The sequence below is a fragment of the Candidatus Skiveiella danica genome, assembly GCF_022705245.1.
GTDB classification, from domain to species: Bacteria; Pseudomonadota; Gammaproteobacteria; order Burkholderiales; family Burkholderiaceae_C; genus Skiveiella; species Skiveiella danica.
Window position 1 is genome coordinate 1 of the sequence record NZ_JAKJEW010000004.1, and the last position, 20,349, is coordinate 20,349.

The following is a 20,349-nucleotide window of genomic DNA, read 5'->3' on the forward strand; positions in this document are numbered from 1 at the left end:
CCTACGGGGTCGAGTCGATCTGCGAAGTGCTGCAGATCGCCCCGTCAGGCTATTGGTGCCATGCCGCCCATCAACGCAATCCGCGGCTGCGCTGCGCGCGTGCCCAACGTGACGAGACGCTGATTACTGACATCGAGCGCGTCTGACAAGCCAACAAACAGGTCTACGGTGCAGACAAAGTCTGGAAACAGATGAAGCGCGAAGGTTTTTGCATTGCCCGCTGCACGGTGGAGCGTCTGATGAAACGCCTGGTGCTGCAGGGCGCGCGCCGCGGCAAGGTGGTACGCACCACCATCAGCGACATGAAGGCACCCTGTCCGCAGGACCGGGTCAGCAGTCAGTTCAAGGCAGATCGGCCCAACCAGCTCCGGGTATCGGATTTCACCTATGTTTCGACCTGGCAAGGCTGGCTGTACGTGGTCTTTGTGATCGACGTGTACGCACGGCGCATCGTGGGCTGGCGTGTGAGCAGCCCCATGCACACGGACTTTGTCCTGAATGCCCAGGCGCTGTACGACAGACAGCCGCAACGCGATGGTGCATTTGACCCACCATTCCGACAGAGGGGCGCAATACGTCAGCATTCGATACAGCGAGCGCTTGGCAGAAGCGGGCATCGAGCCCTCGGTGGGCAGCAAGGGCGACAGTGACGACAACGCCCTGGCCGAGACGATCAACGGGCTGTACAAGGCGGAGGTGATTCACCGCCGGTCCTGGCCAAGCCGAGAATCCGTGGAACTGGCAACGCTGGCGTGGGTGTCATGGTTCAACCATCACAGGCTGCTCGGACCCATCGGATATTGATCCCTCCGGCAAAAGCTGAGGCAAACTACTATCGCCAACTCGCCATTCAGGCAGCCACAGTGGACGCCTGACTTGAACCAAACAGCCTCCATGAAACCCGGGGCAGGCCAGCGCACGTAGCGTCACATGTCAAACTCCAACGCGATCTTGCGCTTCCAAACGGGTATGTCCCTCGTATTCGCCCTGAGACATCTCCGCACTGCAACTCTGCAAACGTGCGCTTACCTTCGCTACATTGCAGGGTTAGGGAAAACATACCAAAATCTTGTCAGTTTCAAGACAGAATACGTAGTTTTACATACACGCTTGGAGTCTTTCGAATGACCGATCGCATCTGGCTGAGCAGTTACCCCGAGGGTGTGCCGGCTGACATCAATGCCGCGCAGTATCCGTCGCTGGTTGCACTGATGGAGGAAAGCTTCAAGAAGTACGCCAGCCGTACCGCCTACAGCTTCATGGGCAAGGACATCACCTATGCCCAAACAGACAGCCTGAGCCGTGCCTTTGCGGGCTACCTGCAGGGGCTGGGTCTGAGCAAGGGAGACCGTGTTGCCATCATGATGCCCAATGTGCCGCAGTACCCTGTGGCCGTGGCGGCGATCCTGCGGGCGGGCCTGGTGGTGGTCAACGTCAATCCGCTGTACACGCCACGTGAACTGGAGCACCAGCTCAAGGACTCCGGCGCCAAGGCCATCGTCATCATCGAGAACTTCGCGACCACGCTGGAGCAGTGCATCGCCCATACGCCGGTCAAGCATGTGGTGCTGTGCGCCATGGGCGACCAGCTTGGCTTGCTGAAGGGCACCCTGGTCAACCTGGCCGTGCGCAACGTCAAGAAGATGGTGCCGCCCTACAACCTGCCGGGTGCCGTTCGCTTCAATGCCGCCATCGCCCAAGGCACCAAGGCACCGTTCAAGACCCCCGCGATCAAGGGCGATGACGTGGCGGTGCTGCAATACACCGGCGGCACCACCGGGGTTTCCAAGGGCGCGGTGCTGTTGCACCGCAACGTGATCGCCAACGTCCTGCAGAGCGAGGTCTGGAACCAGCCCGTCATGAGCAAGCTCCCGAAAGGCGAGCAACCCACCGGCGTTTGCGCCATTCCGCTCTACCACATCTTTGCCTTCACGGTGGGCATGATGCTGTCGATGCGCATGGGCGGCAAGCTGGTGCTGATCCCGAATCCGCGCGATCTGCCGGCCGTGTTCAAGGAACTGGCCAAGCACACCATTCACAGCTTCCCCGCCGTGAACACGCTGTTCAACGGCATGGCCAACCACCCGGATTTCAACACCGTGGACTGGAAGCATCTCAAGGTTTCCGTGGGAGGGGGCAGCGCGGTGCAGGGCGCGGTGGCTCGGCTCTGGCTTGAAAAGACGGGCTGCCCGATCTGCGAAGGCTACGGCCTGAGCGAAACCAGTCCGTCGGCCAGCTGCAATCCCACCACCAGCACCGAGTATTCGGGCACGATAGGCGTGCCCCTGCCCAGCACCTGGTTCAAGCTGCTTGACGACGATGGCGTGGAGGTCGCCATGCCCGGGCAGCCCGGCGAGATCGCGATCAAGGGCCCCCAGGTGATGGCCGGCTACTGGCAGCGTCCTGACGAGACGGCCAAGGTCATGACGGCCGACGGCTATTTCAAGACCGGTGATGTGGGCGTCATGGACGAGCGCGGCTGGTTCAAGATCGTCGACCGGAAGAAGGACATGATCCTGGTCAGCGGTTTCAACGTCTATCCGAACGAGGTCGAAGAGGTCGTCGCAGATTGTCCTGGGGTGCTGGAGTGCGCGGCGGTGGGCATTGCCGACGACAAGTCCGGCGAGGCGGTGAAGCTGGTGGTGGTCAAGAAGGACCCCGTGCTGACGGAAGCCAAGGTGCGCGAATACTGCAAGGCCAACCTCACCGGCTACAAGCAGCCCAAGATCATCGAGTTCCGAGCGGAGTTGCCCAAGACGCCCGTCGGCAAGATCCTTCGGCGCGAGTTGCGGGACAAGAAATAAGCGGACGCCCCAACCGTCAGGCGGCAGGCCTTTCCGCCATGAGGGCGGTGATGGCGTGCGTGTCCGGGCGGTGGATGACACCGCGTTCCGTGATCAGGGCCGTCACCAGGTCGGCGGGTGTCACATCAAAGGCCGGATTGCGCACCTTGGCGCCGTGGGCGGCCCATTGGCATTCGCGAAAGCCGGTCACCTCGGCGGCCGCCCGTTCTTCGATCGGAATGGCTCCGCCGTCGGCAATCGTCAGATCGATGGTGGAAAGCGGGCAGGCCACATAGAACGGAATGCCGTGCCGGCGGGCCAGCACGGCTACCATGTAAGTGCCGATCTTGTTCGCGACGTCGCCGTTGGCGGCCACCCGGTCGGCCCCGACGATCACGGCATCCACTTCACCAAGGCTCATCAGGAAGCCCGCCATGTTGTCGGTGATCAGCGTGACCGGAATCTGTTCCTGCACCATTTCCCAGGCGGTGAGTCGCGCACCCTGCAGGAACGGGCGGGTTTCATCGGCGATCACCTGAATGCGCTTGCCGGCCTCAACAGCCGAGCGGATCACGCCCAGCGCGGTGCCGTGACCGCCTGTGGCCAACGCTCCGGCATTGCAGTGCGTCAGCACGCGGGCGCCGTCGGCCAGCAGGGCTGCGCCGTGTGCGCCCATCGCCCGGTTGATCCGGACATCCTCGGCAAGGATTTCATGGGCCAGCGCCAACAAGGCATCGGCCAATTCCGGCGGTAAGAGTTCCGCGCTCTGCCGGATCAGCGACCGCATTCTGGCCAGTGCCCAGAACAGGTTGACGGCGGTCGGCCGACTGGCGGCCAGCACTTCGAAGGCTTGCGCCATCGCGGCGCGAAACGGTTCAACGCCGGCATCGCGGTGGCGCAACGCCTCCAGCGCCACGCCGTAGGCGGCAGCGCAGCCGATGGCAGGTGCCCCGCGCACCACCATGTCCCTTATTGCCTGTGCCACGGATGCGGCCGAATCGCAAGCGACACATTCGATCTTTGCCGGAAGCACCCGCTGGTCGATCAATTCCAGTCGCTCGCTTCGCCAGCGCAGGGTTTCGACCGTTGTTTGGGCCTTGGGGTTCGTCATTGGGTTTCAGCTTCACCGTTGCGGCGACCGTAGTGCTGGAATCGCTCGATCACCTCGTCCATCTCTTCATCGCTCAGGATGACCGGTGCGCCGATCTGGCTGGCGCGCCAATACATTTCGCACAGCGATTCCACTTCGATGCTGAGCGCCAGGGCCTCATCAAGGTCTCGGCCCAATGCGATCATCCCGTGATTGGCGAGCAGGCAGGCCTTGCGTCCCTCCAATGCCACCAGGGCCCGATCCGACAGCGCCTGCGTGCCGAACAGCGCATAAGGCGCGCATCGAATGGTGCGTCCACCGGCCACGGCGATCATGTAGTGAAAAGGCGGCAGGTCGGCGCCCAGGCAGGCCAGGCTGGTGGCAAAAGGTGCATGGGTGTGGATCACGGCCTGAATTTCAGGCTGTGCCGCGAGCACATCGCGGTGCAGCCGCCATTCGCTCGATGGCCGCCCGGGCCCCAGGATCACCCCGGAAAAGTCGAGAAGGACCATGTCCTGGGGCGTAAGGTCGGCCGCTGGAACCCCAGACGGCGTGACCAGAAAGTGCTCGCCCAAGCGGACACCTGCATTGCCCGACGTGCCTCGGTTCAGGCCGAGCCCGACCAACTCACGCGAGATGTCGACCAGATGTTGACGCAATTGCGCTTCCAGCACTGCGGACCTGACTGCGGGTATGGACATTCAGGCCCTCAGAACGCGGCCGGCCACCGCATCGAGCCGCGCCAGGACGGCTAGGTCCCGGGCTGCCTCCGCCGTGATCAGTGCGTGATCCAGCGCATGCCGGCACCCGCAAGCCGCGGCGTCGGTGTCGTGTTTCAATGCGGGCGCCACCTGGCGAATCAGGCTGCGCGCCTTGTCGGCGTTGGCCAGCAGCACGTGGATGACCTGATCCACAGTCACGGCTTCATGGCCGGGATGCCAGCAGTCATAGTCGGTAACCATGGCCACGGTCGCGTAGCAGATCTCGGCCTCACGGGCCAGCTTGGCTTCGGGCATGTTGGTCATGCCGATGACATCGCATCGCCAGCTGCGGTACAGCTCCGATTCGGCCAGCGTGGAAAACTGGGGCCCCTCCATCACGAGGTAGGTGCCACCGCGCACGACGGGAATGCCCGCGGTCCGCGCGGCCAACTCCAGATGGCCGCTCAGGCGTGAGCACACCGGGTGCGCCATCGACACATGGGCCACCATGCCGGTGGTGAAAAAACTCTTTTCGCGCGCAAAGGTCCGGTCGATGAACTGGTCGACCAGCACGAAGGTGCCGGGGGCGAGCGCCTCGTGCAGCGAACCCACCGCGCTGACCGAGATGAGGTCGGTGACGCCCGCGCGCTTGAGCGCATCGATGTTGGCGCGGAAGTTGATTTCACTCGGTGGTATCCGGTGGCCGCGGCCATGGCGCGGCAGGAAGACCATCGATTGTCCGCACAGGTCACCGAACAGCAGGGCATCCGAAGGTGTGCCAAACGGCGTGTCGATGGTCACCCATCGCTTGTTGTCCAGCCCGTCGATGTCGTAGACGCCGCTGCCACCCAGAATGCCGATGACCGGCTGGTTCCCGGGCTTCACTTCAGCCACCCCCGGCGCCGGAAGTACCACATGGGCACCAGGGCGCTGGCCACCATGAGCACCAGCGCATACGGATAGCCCCAGCTCTGGGCGAGTTCCGGCATGTGCTGAAAGTTCATGCCGTAGATGCTGGCAATCAGCGTGGGTGGCAGCAGGGCAACGCTGGCCACCGAGAAGATCTTGATGATCTTGTTCTGGTTGATGTTGATGAAACCCACGGTGGCATCCATCAGGAAGTTGATCTTGTCGAACAGAAACGCGGTGTGCGAATCCAGCGAGTCGATGTCACGCAGCAACTGACGTGCATCCTCGAATTGCTCGGCATTGAGCATCTTGCTGCGCATCATGAAGCTGACCGCGCGACGCGTGTCCATCATGTTGCGCCGGATGCGGCCGTTCATGTCTTCCTGCCGCGCAATGGCGCCCAGTACCTCGCCGGCCATGGCGTCGGTCACGTCGCCGGACAGCACCAGCGTGCCGGCTTTTTCCAGCTCATCGTAGATGCCCTCCAGCGTGTCGGCTGAGTACTCGGCATCGGCGTCGAAGAGCTTCAGCAAGACTTCCTTGGCATCTTCGATCAGCCCCGGTGCGCGCCGGGCGCGCATGCGCAACAGGCGAAACACCGGAACATCCTCGTCGTGAATCGAAAACAGGACGCCTCGGCTCTTGAGCTCGGCGTTGTGCTGGTTCAGGATGAACGCCACCCGGACCTGGCGCGGCGCGTCATCGTCTGCAATCAGGAAGTCGCTGCGGATGTGCAGCTCGCCATTGTCTTCTTCGTAGAACCGCGCGGATTCCTCAATGTCCTCCGACATTGCGTCGTCAGGAATGGACAGGCCGTAATACTGTTTGATCCAGCGTTTCTCTTCGATCGTGGGCGATTCGAGATCCACCCAGATCGGCTGGAACCGGGACAGCTCCTCGAGCGATTCGATCTCTTCCTGGAACAGGCGCCCGTTGGCAAGCGTGAATATGTTGAGCATGGCTCACTCCCATGGGGTTGGCTGGGTCTGGCGAGTGGGGACTTTCGCTTTCAACCCCATGCCAGCAGGGGAGTTGAAAGCTACCGACTTGGGTAGGGTTCCATGAGGGGCTCCAGAAAACGACGCGCGATTATCGCATTGCAGCATGCGCTTGATAGCCCCGCGCTTGACCTTGCGTGGCGCAAGGGAAAGCCGGCACCGGGGGGCGGTGGATACCGAAAAATCTGATCACCGTCAACCACTTGCAGGGTTGACGGTGATTCGGGCCGCCTGCGGCATGGCGTGTGGGGTGGCCGGGATTGCTTTTCGACGTCAACGGGGGCATAGTCATTGCGAGGGAAGAATTCGATTCCCTTGGCCGTTTGAAGAAAAGGCGGCTTTTTCAACCCAGAGAGCAACAGGAGGCTCCTCATGAACTTGACGATCAGCGGTCACCATCTCGAAGTCACCCCGGCCCTGCGTACCTACGTGACCACCAAGCTTGATCGGATCACCCGGCATTTTGACCAGGTCGTTGATGTCAAAGTGCTGCTTACCGTGGAGAAGCAGAAAGAAAAGGAAAAACGACAGCGCGCCGAATGCAACATCCATGTCAAGGGTAGCGATCTCTTTGCGGAGAGTTCGCACGAGGATCTGTACGCCGCCGTTGATGAACTTGTCGACAAGCTGGACCGCCAGGTGGTCCGGCACAAGAGCAAGGTGCAGGAGCACAAGCACGATACGGCCAAGCGCCTGATGTAAGGGCACGGCCATCCCGGGAACGGGGCCGCCTGGTTCTTCAGGCGGCTTTTTTTTGGCGTGCGCGTGCCATTTCGCGGCGAGATCCCGGACATTCAGGCGTCACGGGGCGACCATAGAGGTGCGTGCATAATGCGGCTTCTTCGAACCATGAATCGACTCGCAGCCATCCTTCCCGCCTCGCAGGTCCTTGTGACTGTCGAGGCCACCAGCAAGAAGCGCGCTTTTGAGGAAGTGGGCCTGCTGTTTGAGAACCTGCATGGACTCAGTCGTGCGGTCGTGACCGACAGCCTGTTTGCACGCGAACGGCTCGGTTCCACCGGGCTCGGTCATGGCGTGGCCATTCCCCATGGACGGATCAAAGGCCTGAAAGCGCCGATGGCTGCCGTTTTCCAGCTTTCGCGGCCGATCGGATTTGACGCACCGGACGAACAGCCGGTTGCCCTGCTGATCTTCCTGCTGGTGCCAGAGGCGGCCACGCAAAAGCATCTGGAAATTCTCTCTGAAATCGCCGAGCTGCTCAGTGACAGCGCCTTGCGTGAACGGATCAAGTCCTGCGCCGACTCGGTGCAGTTGCATCACATGATTGCCGCATGGCAGTCGGCCCAGCCCGCCTGAGTCCTTGAAACCCACGGTCGTCAGTGCGGATGTCTTGTTCGAGGACCACCGGGGGACCTTGCACTGGGAATGGGTTGCCGGTCTCGGCGCCTCGGAGCGCCGCTTCGACGAGGTCGCCATCCGCGAGGCCCGCTCCGGAGCCGACCTGGTCGGGTACCTGAATTACATCCATCCGTACCGGTTGCAGATCCTGGGCGTGCGTGAGGTTGCTTACCTGACGAACGCCACCCCCGAGGACTGTGCCCGGCGCATCGCGCGCATCGTGACACTGGAGCCGCCAGTGCTGGTTCTGGCCGACGGACAGGCCGCGCCGCCCGCGCTGCTGTCCATGTGCGAGCGAGCGCAACTGCCGATGTTCTCGACCCGCGAGTCGTCGGCTTTCGTCATTGACGTCCTGCGCGCCTACCTGTCCAAACATTTCGCCGATCGCACCAGCATGCATGGCGTGTTCATGGACATTCTCGGACTCGGCGTGATGATCACGGGCGAGTCGGGCCTGGGCAAGAGCGAACTGGGTCTTGAACTGATTTCACGAGGCAATGGCCTGGTGGCCGATGACGCGGTGGACTTGTATCGTATCAACCAGACCACGATCGAAGGACGCTGCCCGGAGTTGCTGCAGAACCTGCTGGAAGTCCGCGGCATCGGCCTGCTGGACATTCGCGCCATTTTTGGTGAGACCGCGGTGCGGCGCAAGATGCGCCTCAAGCTCATCGTGCATCTGGTGCGGCGCGAGACGATGGAGCGGGAGTATGAGCGGCTTCCGTACGAACCCCTGACCCAGGACGTGCTGGGCGTGCCGGTGCGCAAGGTGGTGATACAGGTTGTGGCAGGACGAAACATCGCCGTGCTGGTGGAGGCGGCGGTTCGCAGCGCCATCCTTCAGCTGCGTGGCATTGATACCTATCAGGAGTTCGTCGAGCGTCACCGCCGAGCGATGGAAAAGGGCCACGGCCATTGAAATTGCTACGCTTTTGCTAGCTTCATATGACAATCTGGCGCTGGGAAGGCGCCATTTTTTCGTCTTTTTTGGGTTTTGAAAGGCTTCGGGCGCCTCACTTCGTCCGGTGCGTGCAGTTGGCACGCGTGCAATGGGCGTACAGGCTCAGCGCATGGTCGGCGATGACGAAGCCTTTGGTGGTGGCCACATCGTTCTGGCGTTTTTCGATCTCGGCATCGTAGAACTCCTCGACCCTGCCACAGTCCAGGCAGACCAGATGGTCATGGTGCTGCCCTTCGTTGAGTTCGTAGACGGCTTTGCCCGATTCAAAATGGCTGCGGCTGAGAATGCCGGCCTGTTCGAACTGGGTCAGCACGCGGTACACCGTGGCCAGGCCAATGTCGGAGCGTTCCTCCAGAAGAACCCGGAACACGTTTTCGGCCGTCATGTGGCGCTGGCCGCCTTGCTGGAAGATCTCCAGGATCTTCAGGCGCGGCAGAGTGGCCTTGAGCCCGGTGCTCTTGAGTTCGTCAATGTTGGCCATAGGGTGTTTTCTCCGTCGCACGGATGGCTGTCCGGCCGGAACCCAGCCGCTACAATGAGGCGATCATATCGTTTGCTTCATGCCCATGCCTGCCATGTTCCGTTACGGCGTCCGTCGCACCTTCACCCTGGCCACAGTAGCCGGGATGGCTGCTGCCTTGCTGGCCGGGTGCGGCTATCTGGACGGCGCGCGCAAGCTGGTCGACCCCTACAAGAATGACGTGGTTCAGGGCAATTTTGTATCGCGCGAGCAGGTCGAATTCCTCAAGCCGGGCATGACCCGCCAGCAGGTGCGCGACGTCCTGGGCACGCCGCTGATCGCCAGTGTGTTTCATGCCGATCGTTGGGACTACGTTTTCACGCTGGAGCGGCGCGGCACCGAGACGCAGAAATACCGCTTGACGGTCTATTTCAATGGGGACGTCATGGACCGGGTCACCGGCGACACCATGCCGACCGAAGCCGAGTTTGTTGCCCGTTTCGATGCCGTGAAGAGTTCGCGCAAGATCCCTTTGCTGGAAGCGTCCGAGGAGGATCTGGGCAAGTACCCGGTGCCCGCCGCTGCCCTGGCGGCGCCGCCAGGCGGCATCACGCCGGGGACCTATCCCCCGCTGGAATAACCTGCGCTGACCCGAACAGGGCCTGTGACCATGACCCCGAACGCCCATCATCAAGTGGCTGTGGCCGGCGCCTCCGGGCGCATGGGTCACATGCTCATCGAGGCCATCGTCGCGTCCGGTGACTGCGAATTGGCCGGCGCCCTGGACATCGCGTCCAGCCCCGCCATCGGCCAGCTGGCCAGCGGTTTTATGGGTGCGACTTCGGGCCCGGTGATCACCGCCGATCTGGCGGCCGGGCTGGCGAATGCCCAGGTGCTGATCGATTTCACGCGACCGGAAGGCACGCTGGCGCACCTGCAGGTCTGTCGCGCGCTGGGTGTGAATCTGGTCATTGGTACCACTGGCTTCACCGAGGCGCAGAAGGCCGAAATCGCTGATGCCGCCCGCGAGATCGCCATTGTCATGGCGCCCAACATGAGTGTGGGCGTGAACGTGACCCTGAAGCTGCTGGAGATGGCCGCCAAGGCGCTGTCCACCGGCTACGACATCGAGATTATCGAAGCCCACCATCGCCACAAGGTGGATGCGCCCTCGGGCACGGCGTTGAAGATGGGCGAGGTGATCGCCGGCGCACTGGGCCGCGACCTGAAAGACTGTGCCGTGTATGCCCGTGAAGGTGTCACCGGCGAGCGCGATCCTTCGTCGATCGGTTTTGCGACCATCCGCGGCGGGGACATCGTCGGCGACCATACCGTGCTGTTCGCAGGCACCGGCGAGCGTATCGAGATCTCGCACAAGTCATCAAGCCGTGCCACCTACGCCCAGGGGAGCCTGCGTGCGGTCCGGTTTCTGGCGGGCCGCAAGAAGGGTCTGTACGACATGGCCGACGTGCTGGGGTTGAAGTGAGCTACTTTCAGCTGATCGCGCAGGGCGATGCGGTCAGCCGGCTGGTGGCGCTGTTGCTGCTGGGCATGTCGGTGGCCAGCTGGGTCGTGATCCTCTGGAAGGTCTGGTTGTTGCCGCGGGCCCGCACAGATGTCGCGCGCAGCGTTGCCGCGTTCTGGCAATCGGCGTCGCTGGCCGATGCGCGGCAGCGCTTGTCCCCATTTGACCGGGAGGCGCTGGTCCTGCCGCTGATCGCGGCCACGCGGGCGGAGGCGTCCGGGACGCTGGCTGCTGCGGGTGACAGGGCCCAGCAACTGACCCGAGTGTTGCGGGATGCCCTTCATGTTGCTGTGAACAAGCTGCAATATGGCCAGGTGCTGTTGGCAACGGTGGGTTCGACTGCGCCCTTCGTGGGATTGCTAGGGACGGTCTGGGGCATTTATCACGCACTCACCAGTATCGCGAGCGCCGGGCAGATCACGATCGACAGAGTGGCCGGCCCGGTCGGCGAAGCGCTGATCATGACCGCCGCTGGCCTGGCCGTGGCGATTCCGGCGGTGCTGGCCTACAACATCTTCGGACGGCAGATCGGCCGTATCGAAGCCGAACTTGAAGGTTTTGCGCGCGACCTGCGTGAACTGCTGGCCAATCACGACGGAGTGGCCAGATGAACGGCAACGGGCTTCCTGGATTGCAGCGCGATCGTGAGATGCGGCGCTCGCCGCGGATGGGGCGCCCTGCCGCAGGCGGGCATCGTCATGGCGTTCGGACGGCTTGAGCGTCGCGAAGGGCCGCAGCCCTTCAGCGACATCAATGTCACCCCTCTGGTGGACGTGATGCTGGTGCTGGTGGTGATCTTCATCATCACCGCACCCCTTATGGCCAGCTCCATCCGGCTGGACCTGCCCCGAGCCGAGAACGCGCAGCCCGGAGACGCGCCCGCGTTTGTCTCTGTGGTGGTGGACAAGGCCGGCCAATCCTACCTGGACGACCAGCCGCTCACACCCGATGAGTTGGGCGCCCGTCTGGCCCAGCTGGCCAGCCGGCGCGCCGATACCGAGGTCCAGTTGCGCGCGGACGAGGGCGTGCCTTATGGCCGCGTGGTCGAGGTGATCGGTCTGGCGCAGAAGGCCGGCCTGTCCCGGATCGGCTTTGTTGCCGATCCGCTGAAAGCCACACCCGCCAAACGATAGGTGCCTTGGGCGCGGGGCTGCGCCCCGAACGCCTAAAATCGTCGGCAGTAGCCAACCCACCGCCGTCCGACGGCGGCGTTCATGATTGTTCCCATGCAAGACAAGTACAACCACACCGAGGTGGAGCGCGCCGCGCACAGCCACTGGATTGCCCGTGATGCCTACCGCGTGACCGAGGATGCGGGCAAGAAGAAGTTCTACGCCTGTTCCATGCTGCCCTATCCGAGCGGCAAGCTGCACATGGGCCATGTGCGCAATTACACGATCAACGACATGCTGACGCGCCATCTGCGCATGAACGGCTTCAACGTGCTGATGCCCATGGGTTGGGATGCCTTCGGCCTGCCGGCGGAAAACGCAGCGCTGAAGAACGGCGTGCCGCCCGCGAAGTGGACCTACGAGAACATCGCCTACATGAAGCAGCAGATGCAGGCGATGGGGTTGGCCATCGACTGGAGCCGCGAGGTGGCCACCTGCGACCCCAGCTACTACAAGTGGAACCAGTGGCTGTTCCTGAAGATGCTGGAAAAAGGCATTGCCTACCGCAAGACCCAGGTCGTCAACTGGGATCCGGTGGACCAGACGGTGCTGGCCAACGAGCAGGTTATCGACGGCAAAGGCTGGCGCACCGGCGCTGTGGTGGAAAAGCGGGAGATTCCCGGCTATTACCTCAAGATCACCGACTACGCCGAAGAACTGCTGGAGCATGTCAAGACCGGACTGCCGGGTTGGCCGGAACGCGTCAAGCTGATGCAGGAAAACTGGATCGGAAAGTCCGAGGGCGTGCGGTTCGCGTTCACCCACGACATCAAGGATGGCTCGGGCGGCCTGATCGGCGACGGGCGCATGTACGTCTTCACCACGCGCGCCGACACCATCATGGGTGTCACCTTCTGCGCCGTGGCGCCGGAGCATCCTCTCGCAGTGCACGCCGCGAAAACCAATGCCGAACTGGCAGCGTTCATTGAGGAATGCCGCAATGGCGGCACCACCGAAGCCGAACTCGCCACCCAGGAGAAGAAGGGCATGGCCACCGGCCTGCAGGTGACCCATCCGCTCACCGGAAAGCCGATCGATCTCTGGGTGGGCAACTACGTGCTGATGAGCTACGGCGACGGCGCAGTGATGGGCGTGCCGGCGCACGACGAGCGCGACTTCGCTTTCGCCCTCAAGTACGGCCTGCGCATCGTGCAGGTGGTGCATGTGGATGGCCTGCACTACGACTACCACCAGTGGCAGGACTGGTATGCCGACAAGCAGCGCGGCATCACGATCAACTCCGACGTTTTCAGCGGCATGCCCTACCAGGAGGCGGTGCATGCGGTGGCCCATGCGCTGGCGCGCGAAGGCCTGGGCGAGCGCAAGACCACCTGGCGTCTGCGCGACTGGGGGGTGAGCCGCCAGCGCTACTGGGGCACGCCGATCCCGATCATCCATTGCCACGATCATGGCGCGGTGCCGGTGCCCGAGAAAGACCTGCCGGTCGTGCTGCCCCAGGACTGCATCCCCGATGGTTCGGGCAACCCGCTGCACAAGCATGAAGGCTTCCATGCCGGCGTGACCTGTCCGGTCTGCGGCAAGCCGGCACGGCGCGAGACCGACACCATGGACACCTTCGTCGACAGTTCCTGGTATTTCATGCGCTACTGTGACCCCGCCAATGACCAGGCGATGGTCGCCGAGGGCGCCGACTACTGGATGCCGATGGACCAGTACATCGGTGGCATCGAGCACGCCATCCTGCACCTGCTGTATGCGCGCTTCTGGACCAAGGTTATGCGCGACCTGGGCCTGGTGAAGGTGGACGAGCCCTTCACCAAACTGTTGACGCAGGGCATGGTGCTGAACCACATTTACTCGCGCAAGGGCGAGAAGGGCGGCATCGAATACTTCTGGCCGAACGAAGTGGAAGACGTCCATGACGACAGCGGCAAGATCACCGGCGCCCGGCTGAAGCAGGCCAAGGGCGACCTGCCTGCCGGCACCCCCATCACCTATGAAGGGGTGGGCACGATGAGCAAGTCCAAGAACAACGGGGTCGACCCGCAGGACCTGATCGAGAAGTACGGCGCCGACACGGCGCGCCTGTACACCATGTTCACCGCGCCCCCGGAAGCCACGCTGGAGTGGAACGACGCAGCCGTAGAGGGCAGCTACCGCTTCCTGCGCCGGGTGTGGAACTTCGGCGTCAAGTTGGAAGCTACAGAAAATGTAGCTAAATACAACCATTCGACGCTGGGAAGTGGCAAAAAGATCGTTGAATTCGGCAAGAATGCGAAGGCCTTGCGGCTGGAGATCCACACGGTGCTCAAGCAGGTGGACTACGACTACCAGCGCATGCAGTACAACACCGTGGTCTCGGGCGCGATGAAGATGATCAATGCGCTGGAAGACTTCAGGTCCGATGGCTCCGAAGGGGACGCTGTGGCTACGGCCGAGGGCTTTGGCATCCTGCTGCGCGGCCTGTACCCGGCCACCCCGCACGTCACCCATGCGCTCTGGCAGGCCCTGGGCTACGCCGGCGTACACGGCGAACTGCTTGATGCGCCCTGGCCCCGGGTCGACGAGGCGGCCCTCGTCCAGGACGAGATCGAGCTCATGCTGCAGGTCAATGGCAAGCTGCGCGGCTCCATCCGAGTGCCGGCGAAGGCGTCGAAGGAGGAGATCGAGGCGGTTGCGCTGTCCAGTGAAGCCTTCCTCAATCAGGCCACCCAGGGCGCCATCAAGCGTGTCATCCTGGTGCCGGGGCGCCTGGTCAATGTGGTGGTCTGAGGTGAAACAGTCCGCTGCCGGCCTCCTGGGCGGTGCGGGTGACCGGCATGCCCTGCTCGCGTGGTCGCGCCGTGGCGTGCTGGCTGCCGGGGCCGTGCTGACGCTGGGTGCCTGCGGCTTCAAGCTGCGCCAGGCTCCCAATTTCGCCTTCAGGACCATCTATATCAACCCGGGCGCCGCCGCTTCGCTGGCCAACGAACTGCGGCGCAGCATCGCGACGTCCGACAAGGTGCAGGTGCTCATGGAACCGCGCGAGATGGCCGGAGCAGATGTGGTGCTGGAGCTGCTGTCGAGCCTGCAGGAGAAGGTCGTGGTGGCCCAGAACTCGAGCGGACAGGTGCAGGAGTTCACGCTGCGCATGACGGTTCGATTCAACCTGCGCACGCCGGCGGGAAAGTTGTTGATCGCGGACGCGGAGCTGCTGCAACAGCGCGACGTCAGCTACAGCGAAAGCGCCGCCCTGGGCAAGGAGGCGGAGGAGTCATTGTTGTTTCGCAGCATGCAGTCTGAACTTGTGCAGCAGATCATGCTGCGACTGGCGGCGGTGAGGGAATTATGAGAACTTGTAGGACAGACCGCAGCGACGCGCAGCGCGCCAGCTCTGTCCCCAACCGATCAGGGGACTGCCGCACCACGCGCCGCCCCATCGTTGGGTTTCTTTGAATCGCCATGCAACTTGCTGCTGCCCAGCTCCCCGCCCATGTCCAAAAAGGCCTGCGTTCGCTTTACACCTTGCATGGTGATGAGCCCCTGCTGATCCAGGAGGCCGGGGATGCCCTTCGCGCGGCTGGGCGAGCCCAGGGCTTCACCGAGCGCACCGTGCATACCGTGGCCGGAGCGCATTTCGACTGGAGCGAGGTGCTGGCGGCCGGCGGCTCGCTGAGCTTGTTCGCCGAGCGGCAGATTGTCGAAATCCGCATCCTGTCCGGCAAGCCGGGCAAGGACGGCAGCGTGGCCATCCAGCAACTGGCTGAGAGTGCGCGCGATAATGACAGCACGCTGCTGCTGTTCGTCCTGCCCCGGCTGGACAAAGCCACCCGCACAAGCGCCTGGTTCGTCGCCCTGGAAAACGCGGGTGTGACGATCTCGATCGACCCGGTGGAGCGCGCGGCGCTGCCCCATTGGATCGCGCAGCGTCTGCAGCGGCAGCGCCAGAGGGTGACGTCCGGCGAAGAGGGCCAGCGCACGCTGCAGTTCTTTGCGGACCGCGTGGAGGGCAACCTGCTGGCGGCACATCAGGAAGTCCAGAAACTGGCGCTGCTATACCCTGAGGGCGAGCTCAGCTTCGAACAGGTGGAGAATGCCGTACTGAACGTGGCCCGCTACGACGTTTTCAAGCTGTCGGAGGCTGTGCTGGGTGGGCAGATCGCGCGCGCGCAACGCATGCTTGACGGCCTGCGGGCCGAGGGTGAGGCCGAAGTGCTGGTTCATTTCACGCTGGCCGAGGACATCCGCGCGCTCAAGCGCGTGAAGGACGCCATGAACGCCGGCCGACCGCTGCCTCTGGCCCTGCGCGAGGAGCGGGTCTGGGGCCCGCGGGAACGCCTGTTCGAGCGCGTGCTGCCACGCCTGAGCGATCGCCAGATGGCGCAGTGGCTGCAGGATGCCCATGTGGTGGACGGCATCGTCAAAGGCCTCAAACAGCCCGACTGGCCGGCCAGCGGCTGGCAGGCGCTGCACCGGCTGGCACTGGATGTGTGCCGGGCATGCATGACCGGCCCGGCTGCCCGCGTGGGCAGCCCAAGCGCCGCGACAGCTGTTGTCCGGCCGGGGCGGCAGCCTTCCGCATAGCGACCGCGAGCGGAGTTTCCTCCGCCGACCTGTGGCCTCGTCCAGGGGCGGGATTTCCGAAGAATACGAGGTGGTGTCTCGTTGATGCTTGTCAACGAACTTTGAATCCCTGCGTATCAGAATGATTTCCAGAGCGTGAATTTCTCTTACGAGGATGCAACAGGAGGTCAGTCCATGAAAACGTCAACGCTTCATCGGGTTGCTGCGGTATTCGCGGGTGGTTTGCTGGTCTTTTCGGTATCGGCGATGGCATCGCCAAAGGGCGCCAAAGCCATCTTTGACAGTGGTAATGGCGGCACCATTGGCATGTCCGCCGAGGCACCTCGTGCTCCGGCAGCGACGGTTGATGCTTCGGTCCGAACGGAACGCCCCGAGCGTTATGTTGGCATCTCCTACCAGATCCTGGCGATTGGTCCCGATGGACAGATGAAGGCTGTTCCCAAAAGCCGGGTCTTCAGCTCCGGCGAACGTATCAGGATTATTGCCAGTACCAATCGACCCGGCTATCTTACGGTTGCCAACATTGGAACATCCGGGAGGATGAACATTCTTTTTGGCGAATATGTCGATGCCCGGCGGCTGACCCAGATTCCGGCCAGCGGCACGCTGAGATTCGACGCCATTGCGGGAACCGAGCGCATCCTTCTCATGTTGTCCAATGAGCCCATTCCTTTCGGCGGCTCTGGTGCCGGCACACAGCAGGTGATGGCCCCTGCCCCTGGTCCAGCGTCGCCCCCACCGGTGCCCGCCTATTCCGAGCCCGTTGCGCCGCCGGCCTACTCGCAGCCCGTTGCGCCGCAACCGCCGGTCGGTGCCGGGCCCGGCATGGAGAACCTCGCGATGTTGCCGCCGCCTGGTATGAAAACAGCTTCGCCCGACTCGGCAATGGTCGCTTCACTGAACGGAGCCAAGAGCCTGAAGGCCAAAGGCGCCAAGGACTTGATGGTCGAGGATCAGTTGGAGAGTTCCTACGCTGTGCTTTCTTCTAACCAAGGCTACAGAGCGGTGGCCGGTGGTGCCAAGGATCTGGTTGTGGAGACCACACCGGAAGGCATGAACTACGGGGTGCTACCTGTTGGCGCCATCACGGGTGGTGGCATTCTGACGCTTGAGATCAATCTGCGTCACCGCTGACCCATCAGAAAGTAAGAGGTTGCCATGAGAGTCTCAACTCATCGAAGAATTGCGCTGGCACTGGTACCGGCGCTGCTGCTTGCCTGTGCACAGTTGCCGAAAGAAGGAACGGCGCTTACCACTGATCAACGGGCCGAGGCGCAGAAGACCTGTGTGGCTCAATACACGGCCGCCGGCGCCGTGGGTGGCGCGCTACTGGGCATGCTGATCTCCGGAGGTAACAATCGCGTTCAGGGGGCGCTGATCGGCGGGGCTGCCGGTGGCGCACTGGCGTACAGCATCGCGTGGGGCAAGTGTCTCCAGCTTTACTCGGACGTCAACAGTTTTCCGGTGGCGGATGCTCGGCAGACTGCGACCACGATTGGCTACGACCCGCGTCAAGGCAATCTGGTGCGCATTGAGCGCTTCACTGTCACGCCAGCCCAAGTGGCTCCCGGGGGAACACTGAATCTTGCAGGTTCCTATTACGTCATGTCACCCGACGGCCAGCGTGATGTCAAGGTTGTGGAGACCCGGACGGTTCATTTTTACGACCCACAGGAGCGCGCTTGGAAGGAACTGGGCTCCGAGGAGTCGTCTGTCACCGCTGCCCAGGGAACGCGGCGTTCCGACGGGCGGACGGGGATGCCGCAGGAGGTGGCGGAAGGGCGCTACCGCATCACGTTCAAGGTTGCCGCTCTTGGGCGGGAAGACAAGGCTTCCCAGGAAATTGTGATTCGCAAGTCCTGATTTGCATCGCCTGGGGCTAAGGGGAGTTTTTATGCGTGAATACTCTTCCTTGACTTGGCTGGCGCCGTCGTGGGTTCAGATCGCGCGTCAGATGTGTGTGGCGGTGGCTTTGTTGACGTCGCTGCCGGTTTGGGCCCAGGACGCTCAGGCGCCGGTCACCGCGCAACATTTGGCGGCCATCAACCAGGCGTTCTCCCGAAACGGAATTCTCACAGGTCGGGTGGAAAGCGACGCGTATGGTCGCGTGACCCTCAAGGGGGAGTACGCTGACGAGGTTGAGGTTGACCGGGCCTTTTCACTGGCGCAAGTGGTGGTTGGCGCTCGGTGGGTGTCACCTGTGACCCCCGAAAGCATACGCGTGAAGGCGTGGGAACGGCGGTTGGGCAGCTTGTTTGCGCGGTCCAGCGTTTTGCAGCCACCGATCCGGGGCGACGCGCCCCCTGGGCCCATACGCAATCGCTACGCGCTGGTCGTGGGCGTGGGGCAGTTTCTACATGGTATCCAGCCGCTTGAGTTCGCGGCGCGCGACGCCATGAATTTCTACCAGTTCCTGACGGATCCGAGAAGAGGGCAGTTCCCGCCGGGCAACGTGACATTCCTGACCGATGGAAACGCGACTCGCTCGAACGTAGGGACGGCACTTGAGAGACTTCAGCGCGTGGCTGGGGAAGATGATCTGGTGGTGGTCTACATGAGCAGTCATGGAAGCCCGCCCGACAAGCGTGGTGCCGTCAATATCGTCACGCACGACACTGAGGTGAAGCCGCGAGAACGGATCTGGCACACCTCCATCAACGAGGAGATGTTGCGCCAGTTCGTCGATGGCAATCGGGCCAAACGCCTCGTCATGGTGCTGGATACCTGTTACAGCAACGGGGCGTATCGAGCTGTTCCGGGCTTTCTTCCACCTGGAGGGAAATCACTCGGTGCCGGCGACAGCGAGGGCTATGGCATCAGCCGGGACTATGGGCGCCGCGTGCTGGGCGCCAAGGACTTGGTACTTGAGCCTGAGGCTCCAAGCCGTAGCGCCGCAAAGTCTGTGGGCGGTGAAGCGGTCGAGCCGTGGGGGCGGGTATTGATCGGTGCCAGTGACTCCGGTGAGCAGTCATGGGAATCCGACCGCCTGCGCAGCAGCATTTTCTCGTACTACCTGGTGGATGGTTTGAACCGCTACAACGGCTCCCTTCAGCAGGCCTTCAATTACGCCAAGCCGAGGGTGGCGAGTCACGTCAAACAGGAAAAAGGTGCAGACATTGACCAGCATCCGCAGGCCATGGCCACCGTCCCGGACTGGGACATGCCCTTGACCCGTAGTAACCGATAGGTCGACGAAATCGACAGAAAGGGATTTGCCATGCGCTATTCGAACACTAACATTGCGTCGTTTGCCGTCTTCCTGTCGACCATTCTGGTTGCCGCCGGGTGTGACCGGTTCCAGCCGGCGCCGGTCGCCGCACCGACCGTTGCCGTGGTCCCTGCGCCATCAGCCGCGCCAGCACCCGCCACTGCAACTGCTCCGACGCCAGCGCCGGCCGCTGCCAAGGGGGAACCCAGTCTTGACGTTCAGGCTCACGTCAAGCAAGCCTTCAGCTACATCAGCAATGCAAAGAATGCCCGGGAGGCCTATATCCGCGAAGAGAGCATCGAAAACGCCGTGAAGGAGTTTTCGATGGCGATTCAGAAGGATCCCGGCTACGCGGAGGCCTACTCCAATCGGGCGGCCGCCTACATGCTTCAGCGAAAGTTCAACAAGGCCGAAGAAGACCTTCGCAAGGCGAAGGAACTCAGTCCGGACAGCCCGTCCATTCGCTACAACTACGCAAGCCTTCACTCCTTGCGGGGCAACGTTGACCTTGCGCTCGATGAGATCGACGCCGCGCTCGCCAAGGGGTTTTCCGACTACGACGCATTGAGGCGTGATCCCGACCTGGAAAACCTGCGACGCAGCCCTGAGTTCCGCAAGGTGCTCGAAAAACACAAGGTCTTCATCGTTCGCTGATGGTC

20 protein-coding genes and 1 pseudogene are annotated in these 20,349 nt (G+C 62.7%); 16 read left to right on the forward strand and 5 right to left on the reverse strand.

Annotated elements, in window-relative coordinates; translation table 11 throughout:
* Positions 1–875 (forward strand): annotated as a pseudogene (locus tag ACMUOY_RS03210) (IS3 family transposase); the annotation flags it as partial.
* 249 nt (positions 876–1,124) lie between these two features.
* Positions 1,125–2,804, forward strand: a complete 1,680-nt coding sequence (locus tag ACMUOY_RS03215) for a long-chain-fatty-acid--CoA ligase (protein WP_413891033.1) — start codon at positions 1,125–1,127, stop codon at positions 2,802–2,804.
* A gap of 16 nt (positions 2,805–2,820) precedes the next feature.
* Here ACMUOY_RS03215 and mtnA read toward each other — a convergent pair whose 3' ends face one another.
* The 4 genes from mtnA to corA are packed head-to-tail and all read right to left on the reverse strand — an operon-like array spanning position 2,821 to position 6,442.
* Positions 2,821–3,894 carry an S-methyl-5-thioribose-1-phosphate isomerase gene (gene mtnA / locus ACMUOY_RS03220; protein ID WP_413891035.1) on the reverse strand — a complete coding sequence of 358 codons (1,074 nt, stop codon included), beginning with the start codon at positions 3,892–3,894 and terminating at the stop codon, positions 2,821–2,823.
* A complete protein-coding gene (locus ACMUOY_RS03225) occupies positions 3,891–4,547 on the reverse strand; it encodes a class II aldolase/adducin family protein (RefSeq protein ID WP_413891037.1) in 657 nt (218 codons plus the stop codon). The genes mtnA and ACMUOY_RS03225 overlap by 4 nt, the downstream gene beginning before the upstream one ends.
* A 27-nt stretch (positions 4,548–4,574) precedes the next feature.
* The gene (locus ACMUOY_RS03230; RefSeq protein WP_413891039.1) at positions 4,575–5,468 is read right to left on the reverse strand and encodes an S-methyl-5'-thioadenosine phosphorylase; all 894 of its coding nucleotides are present in this window, start codon (positions 5,466–5,468) and stop codon (positions 4,575–4,577) included.
* A complete protein-coding gene (corA, locus tag ACMUOY_RS03235) occupies positions 5,456–6,442 on the reverse strand; it encodes a magnesium/cobalt transporter CorA (RefSeq protein ID WP_413891041.1) in 987 nt (328 codons plus the stop codon). Before corA ends, ACMUOY_RS03230 begins: the two co-directional genes overlap by 13 nt.
* 411 nt (positions 6,443–6,853) lie before the next feature.
* Here corA and hpf point away from each other — a divergent pair, with 411 nt between their 5' ends.
* The 3 genes from hpf to hprK all read left to right on the forward strand — a co-directional run bounded on the left by hpf (position 6,854) and on the right by hprK (position 8,759).
* Positions 6,854–7,183 (forward strand): ribosome hibernation-promoting factor, HPF/YfiA family, encoded by a 330-nt coding sequence (gene hpf, locus ACMUOY_RS03240; protein ID WP_413891043.1) that lies wholly within the window; start codon positions 6,854–6,856, stop codon positions 7,181–7,183.
* Positions 7,184–7,330: 147 nt separating this feature from the next.
* Complete coding sequence (locus ACMUOY_RS03245) at positions 7,331–7,798, forward strand: PTS sugar transporter subunit IIA (RefSeq protein WP_413891045.1); 468 nt, start codon at positions 7,331–7,333, stop codon at positions 7,796–7,798.
* A 4-nt stretch (positions 7,799–7,802) separates the two neighbouring features.
* Positions 7,803–8,759 (forward strand): HPr kinase/phosphorylase, encoded by a 957-nt coding sequence (gene hprK / locus ACMUOY_RS03250; RefSeq protein WP_413891047.1) that lies wholly within the window; start codon positions 7,803–7,805, stop codon positions 8,757–8,759.
* 94 nt (positions 8,760–8,853) lie between these two features.
* On the opposite strand, the gene fur is transcribed toward hprK, so the two are convergent.
* Positions 8,854–9,282 (reverse strand): ferric iron uptake transcriptional regulator, encoded by a 429-nt coding sequence (fur, locus tag ACMUOY_RS03255; protein ID WP_413891049.1) that lies wholly within the window; start codon positions 9,280–9,282, stop codon positions 8,854–8,856.
* An 85-nt stretch (positions 9,283–9,367) separates the two neighbouring features.
* On the opposite strand from fur, the gene ACMUOY_RS03260 reads away from it, so the two are divergent.
* The 11 genes from ACMUOY_RS03260 (at position 9,368) to ACMUOY_RS03310 (ending at position 20,344) form a co-directional block, all read left to right on the forward strand.
* Entirely contained in the window at positions 9,368–9,901 is a 534-nt protein-coding gene (locus ACMUOY_RS03260) for an outer membrane protein assembly factor BamE (protein ID WP_413891337.1), read from the forward strand.
* 30 nt (positions 9,902–9,931) lie between these two features.
* Positions 9,932–10,747: a 4-hydroxy-tetrahydrodipicolinate reductase gene (gene dapB, locus ACMUOY_RS03265; protein WP_413891051.1), complete on the forward strand. Its 816-nt coding sequence runs from the start codon at positions 9,932–9,934 to the stop codon at positions 10,745–10,747.
* A gap of 65 nt (positions 10,748–10,812) precedes the next feature.
* A complete protein-coding gene (locus ACMUOY_RS03270) occupies positions 10,813–11,397 on the forward strand; it encodes a MotA/TolQ/ExbB proton channel family protein (RefSeq protein WP_413891339.1) in 585 nt (194 codons plus the stop codon).
* A gap of 87 nt (positions 11,398–11,484) precedes the next feature.
* Positions 11,485–11,919: an ExbD/TolR family protein gene (locus tag ACMUOY_RS03275; RefSeq protein ID WP_413891341.1), complete on the forward strand. Its 435-nt coding sequence runs from the start codon at positions 11,485–11,487 to the stop codon at positions 11,917–11,919.
* Positions 11,920–12,012: 93 nt separating this feature from the next.
* On the forward strand, positions 12,013–14,691 hold the full coding sequence (leuS, locus tag ACMUOY_RS03280; RefSeq protein ID WP_413891053.1) for a leucine--tRNA ligase: 2,679 nt from the start codon (positions 12,013–12,015) through the stop codon (positions 14,689–14,691).
* Between the two features lies 1 nt (position 14,692).
* The gene (gene lptE, locus ACMUOY_RS03285; protein WP_413891055.1) at positions 14,693–15,250 is read left to right on the forward strand and encodes an LPS assembly lipoprotein LptE; all 558 of its coding nucleotides are present in this window, start codon (positions 14,693–14,695) and stop codon (positions 15,248–15,250) included.
* A 110-nt stretch (positions 15,251–15,360) separates the two neighbouring features.
* Positions 15,361–16,482 (forward strand): DNA polymerase III subunit delta, encoded by a 1,122-nt coding sequence (gene holA, locus ACMUOY_RS03290; protein ID WP_413891057.1) that lies wholly within the window; start codon positions 15,361–15,363, stop codon positions 16,480–16,482.
* Positions 16,483–16,656: 174 nt separating this feature from the next.
* Positions 16,657–17,616 (forward strand): DUF4384 domain-containing protein, encoded by a 960-nt coding sequence (locus tag ACMUOY_RS03295; RefSeq protein WP_413891059.1) that lies wholly within the window; start codon positions 16,657–16,659, stop codon positions 17,614–17,616.
* A 24-nt stretch (positions 17,617–17,640) separates the two neighbouring features.
* A complete protein-coding gene (locus ACMUOY_RS03300) occupies positions 17,641–18,345 on the forward strand; it encodes a glycine zipper 2TM domain-containing protein (protein WP_413891061.1) in 705 nt (234 codons plus the stop codon).
* Between the two features lie 31 nt (positions 18,346–18,376).
* On the forward strand, positions 18,377–19,669 hold the full coding sequence (locus tag ACMUOY_RS03305; protein ID WP_413891063.1) for a caspase family protein: 1,293 nt from the start codon (positions 18,377–18,379) through the stop codon (positions 19,667–19,669).
* Between the two features lie 30 nt (positions 19,670–19,699).
* Positions 19,700–20,344: a tetratricopeptide repeat protein gene (locus ACMUOY_RS03310; protein ID WP_413891065.1), complete on the forward strand. Its 645-nt coding sequence runs from the start codon at positions 19,700–19,702 to the stop codon at positions 20,342–20,344.
* Positions 20,345–20,349 lie beyond the last annotated feature (5 nt).